This window comes from Pseudoalteromonas sp. S2755 (genome assembly GCF_005886535.1).
GTDB lineage: Bacteria > Pseudomonadota > Gammaproteobacteria > Enterobacterales > Alteromonadaceae > Pseudoalteromonas.
Window position 1 is genome coordinate 1 of record NZ_PNDS01000196.1, and the last position, 6967, is coordinate 6967.

At 41.8% G+C, this 6967-nt stretch carries 6 protein-coding genes; 5 read left to right on the forward strand and 1 reads right to left on the reverse strand.

Annotated elements, in window-relative coordinates; translation table 11 throughout:
• The first annotated feature begins 366 nt into the window (after nt 1-366).
• Genes CWC03_RS22670 through CWC03_RS22680 form a run of 3 tightly spaced genes read left to right on the forward strand, consistent with a single transcriptional unit; the run spans nt 367 to nt 4402 of the window.
• A complete protein-coding gene (locus tag CWC03_RS22670; RefSeq protein WP_138583774.1) occupies nt 367-3054 on the forward strand; it encodes a PAS domain-containing sensor histidine kinase in 2688 nt (895 codons plus the stop codon).
• Nucleotides 3055-3056: 2 nt separating this feature from the next.
• Nucleotides 3057-3461 (forward strand): response regulator, encoded by a 405-nt coding sequence (locus CWC03_RS22675; RefSeq protein ID WP_138583775.1) that lies wholly within the window; start codon nt 3057-3059, stop codon nt 3459-3461.
• Nucleotides 3462-3463: 2 nt separating this feature from the next.
• The gene (locus tag CWC03_RS22680) at nt 3464-4402 is read left to right on the forward strand and encodes a GGDEF domain-containing response regulator (RefSeq protein ID WP_138583776.1); all 939 of its coding nucleotides are present in this window, start codon (nt 3464-3466) and stop codon (nt 4400-4402) included.
• 6 nt (nt 4403-4408) lie between these two features.
• Here the strand turns inward: CWC03_RS22680 and CWC03_RS23590 are convergent, their stop codons facing one another.
• Nucleotides 4409-4570: a hypothetical protein gene (locus CWC03_RS23590; protein WP_171040319.1), complete on the reverse strand. Its 162-nt coding sequence runs from the start codon at nt 4568-4570 to the stop codon at nt 4409-4411.
• Between the two features lie 179 nt (nt 4571-4749).
• On the opposite strand from CWC03_RS23590, the gene CWC03_RS22685 reads away from it, so the two are divergent.
• Nucleotides 4750-5910, forward strand: a complete 1161-nt coding sequence (locus tag CWC03_RS22685) for a M23 family metallopeptidase (protein ID WP_138583777.1) — start codon at nt 4750-4752, stop codon at nt 5908-5910.
• Nucleotides 5911-6040: 130 nt separating this feature from the next.
• Complete coding sequence (locus tag CWC03_RS22690) at nt 6041-6754, forward strand: response regulator transcription factor (RefSeq protein WP_138583778.1); 714 nt, start codon at nt 6041-6043, stop codon at nt 6752-6754.
• Nucleotides 6755-6967: the final 213 nt, after the last annotated feature.

Below are 6967 nucleotides of genomic sequence, written 5' to 3' on the forward strand. Positions count from 1 at the left end.
GCTAAAGCACAACTTAGTTTTTTCCTTGTCTAGCCAGAGAGTTTTAGGGAAAACACCGCTTCCGCGTCCTGCTCTCGCTAAGGTACCTACATCCTGTAGGCAAGGCGAATTTACGCACCAATAGCTGGCTATTGGAAGTGAATTCAACGCAGTTAGCGCTAAAACTGGCTGCTAGAAAGGCATTAATTATCCGAAGTTCAGGTTTCTTGCGCCTCTTGTCGAAATTTCAAATAGATATACTACAGTTAAAGCAGAACATTAGGACTTTTAGAACGTATTTTACTATCGCAGCTTGAGTGCGCTTTTACCGTCTTAACTGCGGATGTTTTTATATGAATCGGCTTTACGTTGAGGTAAGGAAATAACATGGATTTGAACTCATTTGAGTCATTTTTTAATAGCGCTTACATGCCGCATGGTCATTGCTATTTGTGGCAACCTCACCTGCTATGGACCAATGTGATCTCCGATATCTTGATAGCCACCGCCTACTTTTCTATTCCCATGGCGATTATGATTTATGCAAAACAACGTCCTGACGTTGGCAGAAATTGGGTTTTTGTGTTGTTTTGTTGTTTCATCACCTTATGTGGGCTAACGCACTTAATTGGCGTTTATACCGTTTGGCATGGCGCTTATGGTATTCATGGCATTTCAAAAGCAGTCACGGCATTTATCTCTATGGTAACGGCGGTTTATCTTTTTAGACTGATCCCAAGCGCTGTCGCAATCCCAACCCCCAACCAACTCCATGGCGTAACCGCAAGGCTCAAACGTATTACCGATGAAAAGCAGGCCCTTCATTCACAACTCGACCAACACCGAGTCACCGAGTTTATGCTCAATGCCTTACCAACCAGTACTTTGCTACTTGATCAGCTACTCTCCGTGAGTAAGTGCAATCCTTATTTTTATCGTGAACTTGGATACGACACGCCAGATGCGTTAATAGGATTGAGATTACACGATATCGTCAGTTTGGATGATCCGTTCGACAGCTTAGAGTCCATTAGCCAATCCTTGCTCAATCAAAACGATTACTGTAAAGAAGCGCTGTGTCATGTGAAAGACAAATTTGGCAATCAAATCCCGATGGAGATGCGCTTAGTACAAGAGCCTCATGACGGTGCCAATCTCATTTTAGCGGTGTTTAATAACCTATCGTCACTAAAACGTACAGAGCAAGCACTTGCTGAATCCACCGAGCAAATGAAGCGCGCAATCGGTGCAACCGAAGATGGTATTTGGGAGTGGAACGTTATCGATAACAGCGTCAGTTATTCATCTCGTTTAAAAACCATGATAGGTAAACGCGACGACGAAAAAGTCACCTATGACGACTGGTTTACACATATCCACCCAGACCACCAAAGCAAAGTGCAAGATGCCATAGACCATCACTTTACCACTAAAGAGCAATATTTTGTCGAGTACCTAGGACGAGACAATAAAGGAGAATACGCTTGGTTTTCCGCCGTAGGCAACAGTCAATTTGACGACCACGGTAGAGCATTGGTGATGTCTGGGGCACTTAGAAATATCCATCAGAAAAAATCCCTGGAGCTGCAAGTTGCGGAAAAAAGCAAAATTCTCAATGCCATCTACGAAGGCGCAAGCCAGGCAATTTGGCTATTAAAGGTAGAAGCAAACCAAACATTTCGAGTACTTGAGTACAATAAGTTTGCTTGCCAACGCACTGGCGTCAAGCTTGATGAAATATTAGGTAAAACCCTCATTGAACTTAGAGGGACGGTATTAGAGGCAGAGCTGGTAGATAGGATCGAAAAAAACTACCAACTTTGTGTTGAGGTCGCAAAACCCGTAGATTACACCGAAATGATACCGTTTAAAAATAAAGAGTATTGGTATCAGACGACTCTTTATCCACTTAAAGACAGTAAAAACCAAGTTGAGCGGATCGTTGGTATCGCTGTCGATATTACCGCGCGAAAATTCGCAGAAAAAGAGCTGGAAGACAACCAAAGCTTTTTACAGCGAATGATAGATTCAGCAGTGTGCGGTCTTTATCTCTACGACTTTAAGCTTCACAAAAACACTCGTATAAATAAACGTTATACCCAGCTATTGGGTTATACATTCGAGGAACTCATCAGTGCAAATTTAGAACTATGTTTTCATGAAAGTGAACGCGCACTCGTTTACGAGCATATTGATGAAGTGAGAGCCAGCCAAGACGGTGAACTTATCCCGATAAAATATCGTTTTAGACACAAAGAAGGGCATTGGGTTTGGTGTTACTCTGTTGATACCGTGATCACTCGAGATCACAATGGTGAGCCAGAATTGATGTTGGGTACTTTTGTTGATATGACCGAACACACTGAGTTACTATTACAGCTGCAAGAGTCCAACGCTCACCTTGAGCACTTTGCTTATATTGCTTCTCATGATTTGCAAGAGCCACTCAGAAAGATCACTGCTTTTTCAGACAGTTTGGCGCAAAGAATTACACCAGAACTGAAAGACTACGACGATGCAAAGTTTGAAATCGAACGCTTGGTAGATGCCAGTCAACGAATGCGGATCATGATCCAAGACTTACTCAAATTATCACGCTTGCATTCCCATGAGCTAAAGCTACAAACAACCAATCTAACTTTGTTACTAGAAGATATCTCTGAAGTGATGAGCTTTAGTATCGAGGAAAGCGGTGCAGAAATTAAACTCGAGAATGGTGACTTACCTATCAAACTTGATCCCTCGCTTTTTCTTCAAGTGCTGCAAAACTTAATCAGTAACAGCATTAAATTTAAGTCACCAGAGCTTACGCCTTTGATCCAAATTTACACCAGCCAAACGGGTCATGAAACGGTGATCCATTACAAAGACAATGGGCTTGGGATCCCAAAATCTCGACGTCAGCAAATCTTTGAACCGTTCAGGCGCTTTGGCACCACACAAGAGTATGGCAGTGGTATTGGGCTTGCGCTGTGCAAACAAATCGTAAAACTACATGGCGGCACAATAACATGTCTGCAAAGTGATGATGGCGCTTTATTTGAAATGACATTGCCAAAAGAAGTTAAGGAGTAATAATGGAACTGTTATTAGTTGAAGATGATCCAGATGATGTCTACTTTTTTAAAAGAGCATATGGCTGTCTTACCAATGCGCCAGAGCTTAAGGTTTTTTCTGATGGTCATGAATTGTTGCACTATCTCAATTCTATCGCGACCTATGATCAGGTTATTTTATTGGATTTAAACATGCCAAAAATGAGTGGTTTTGAAGTCATGGAAGCTTTAAAAAATGAACAGGTTGCCGATAAATTAATAACGGTATGCTATACCACCTCCACTCATCACAGTGACATTCGTAAAGCATATCAATTGGGTGCTAAGTCATATATTACCAAGCCCGGACGCTTGAGTGATTTAGAGTCGTTGATCAAATTAATCAAACAGTATTGGTTTGACAATAACTGTATCGTGCAAGGGTAACTATGAATACATGGCTGATTTATCTTCTTGAAGACAACGATGAAGATGCTTACTTAGTAAAGCGCGCACTTGCAAGTACTGACGGTAGACAAAAGTTTAACGTTAAACACTTCAAAAATTTAGAGCAACTTGAAACCGCCTTAAACACAGTCAAGCCAGAAGCCATCCTGATCGATTTGAACATCGATGAGAGCCAAGGCCTTACCACGCTGATTAAAGTAAAACAGTTACCCATAAGTGCCCCTATAATCGTGCTAACAGGAGTCTCTGAAACGCTGTTTGGCGAAAAGGCAATTCAACTTGGTGCGCAAGATTATATCCCAAAACACGAAGTAAGCGGCCCACTACTGGCACGTACAATCACCTTCTCAAAAGAACGCTACGAAATGCAGCGGAATCTAGAGAACCTAGTGGTGATGGATAGACTCACTATGTTACATAACCGCGGCGCATTTGATAGCGAACTAGAAAGAGCGATTAGTGAATCAGAGCGATATGGTCATGGATTTGGTGTGTTGTTTATTGATCTCGACAACTTCAAACCAGTCAATGATCAGCTTGGTCATCAAGCGGGCGATCAATTGCTAAAAATACTGTCTGCAAAACTTAAAATGTATAAACGCGCTTCGGATTTTGTAGCGCGCTACGGTGGTGATGAATTCGTGGTAATAGCCCCTCACCTAACCGAAAAAAAACAGTTACAAAAACTGGCTCAGCACAAGTATGACTTGCTCAGTGATAATTACTGTCTCCAAGATGAAAGCGCCAATATCCGCGAAGTAAAACTGGACTTAAGTATTGGCGCGGTGATTTATCCAACTGATGCCACGTCAGCAGAAGAGTTAGTTGCTAAAGCGGATAAGGCTATGTATCACGCAAAGACAAATCAATTACCTTACACGTTATACTCGGATGCAGGGCTTTTAGCAAAACAGGAATAGAAAAGACTACTCAACGCTTTTGTGCGAATATTGCCTATCAGATTTTCGTCTTACATGGTTGCGTCTTTCAACGAAAGGCAGAACATTACTTCGCTGTTTTCGGCGCTCTCCTCCTTGCCTTTCTTCGAGTAACTCTTCTAGCTGAGACAAGGTAATTAGCCTTTTCATAGCAATCTCCACATCACACTACTCTCTTTTTATAGTCGCTTTTACAAGAAACCCCAATCTGTCGGAGCAAAAACCTACGCTTCTCACTCAACAAAATCACATTTTAAACTTTTATTTTACAAAATAATCACATTTAGGTATAACTTAGTTGAACAAAAAACAAACAGAAAGGATACAACATGAAACGCCACTATCTATCAGCGTGCTTAGCCGCGCTCCTCTCACATCAGGCAACAGCTGCCGGTCAGCATGACTCTGTAGCTATGCCTGAATTTACTGCTGAACACGTCAGCGATTTACCTATTTCTAGTGTAATGGCAGTAAACCCTGAACTGTTTCTTTTCAGTAATGCTTTACAACAAGTAGATTGGCAGCAAGTGCTTGATAACACGGCACCGCATTTAAGCGACAAACTCGAAGTGATCTTGCACTATGCTGGATATGCCAGTATCAACCCTAAATTGTTGCTGGCACTCATGGAACTTGAATCAGGTGTGATAAGCAACCCAGATAAGCAATCTCTCTTTGCACCGTTTGGTAAACTCTCTCATGAACAGGGGTTTGATGCACAAGTAAAAGATGTAGCGCTTAATCTTAGTGCGAGATACTACGCATTCCAAAAACTTCGTGATGAAGGCAAAGCTAAAAAATTACCAGCAGTCAATGAAGCAACTGTAGCACTTGCGGATCTAACACACACATCGGCAGATGCTCTATTCAATACTTACCAAACTTTATTTAACGGTGAGTCGTTGGCATTAAAAGCGGACAACAGCATCGCTTTTAATGAACAAACTTCAACACAAGCGGTATCCGCTGCTAGCTTTAGCATGAGCTTCCCATGGCCATCTGGTTACGCTTGGTATAGCGGTGGTGCACACTCAAATACAGGCTCTGGGTATCCTTACTCATCGCTTGATTTTAATAATGGCTCTGGAGGCTGGGGAAGTAATACACCTTGGGTTCAAGCAGCGCACGGCGGTACGGTTACTCGCTACTCAGCTTGTAATATTCGCGTAACCCACTCAAGCGGCTATTCGACTCAGTATTACCATATGGAAAGCTTGCAATATAACACTGGTGATGTCATTTCTGCAGGTGCCTGGCTTGGTCGTTATGCGGATGATAAAGCAACAGCTTTATGCCAAGGTGGCCAATCGACTGGTCCTCATGTTCACTTTTCTCTACTGTACAACGGCGGTCATATTTCGCTGCATAACTGGTACATCAGTGGCTATCGTATAGATGTGGGCGACTACAACTATGACGATAATTGTAATCGCTTCTTCTTTGAGAAGAATGGTTATCGTACTTGTGCATGGCGTGCACTGTACAAGTAAGCAGCATTAACCATTAAAAATATGATTTTAGGCTCAAATTTTTAGTTTGAGCCTAATAAATAACTTAAATTTTTTGTAAAACAAATGTATATTAAATTTAATCTGGAATAAAAAAGGATTTAATACTTCTATGTTTGCAAAGGAATATTCCAACAACTCGCTAGCATGGCAAGACCGAGCATTTTTTATTCTAACTCATGCTCGAGCCAATACCAGTTCCACCAATTATACTGTGCTTATCAAAGTATTAGAGACGCTAGGACATACAGTCAAAGTTGATACTCGACTACCAGAACCTGAACTACGTGAACAAATCGCGTTATTTTTGGTGGATACAGAACACCGCGATTGTAATGAACTTATCAGTGCTGAAGTAAAGCTATTAGCGGCTAAACACAAGGTTCTGCTCTTTAATGCCAATGAAGATAGCGTCAATGAAAAAACGGCGCTACTTGGCAATGTAAAAGGTATACTTTATCGCAATGCTCCGCCAGAGACGTTATTTCAAGGATTAAGTAGTGTGCTCAAAGGCGAGCTTTGGTTTTGTCGCAGCGCCATCTCAGAGGCATTTAGCGAACTGATTGCCGCGATGCCACAAGCATTACCTAACAGCGACATCATCATAAGTAATGAAGAGTTAAATATACTTACCGGCAGAGAAAAATCTGTGATCAAACTTATTGCTGCTGGTGCTAAAAACGAAGATATCGCTGATAGACTAAACATAAGTAGTCACACAGTTAAAACGCATATCTACAGCGCATTTAAAAAAACCAATTCGCGCAACCGAGTTGAACTTGCTAATTGGGCGCTACGCCATATACCAATAGTGAGTTTGAATTAAGAGCTGTGTAAAGACACGCAATAAAACTGAGATAAAAGAGAAGTAAATAACCTGAGGTTTGGATAAGGAATGTTCCAACTCATTGTTGCTAAAGCACAGCTTAGTTTTCTCCTTGTCTAGCCAGAGAGTTTTAGGGAAAACACCGCTTCCGCGTCCTGCTCTCGCTGAGGTACCTACATCCTGTAGGCAAGGCGAATTTACGCACCAACAGCT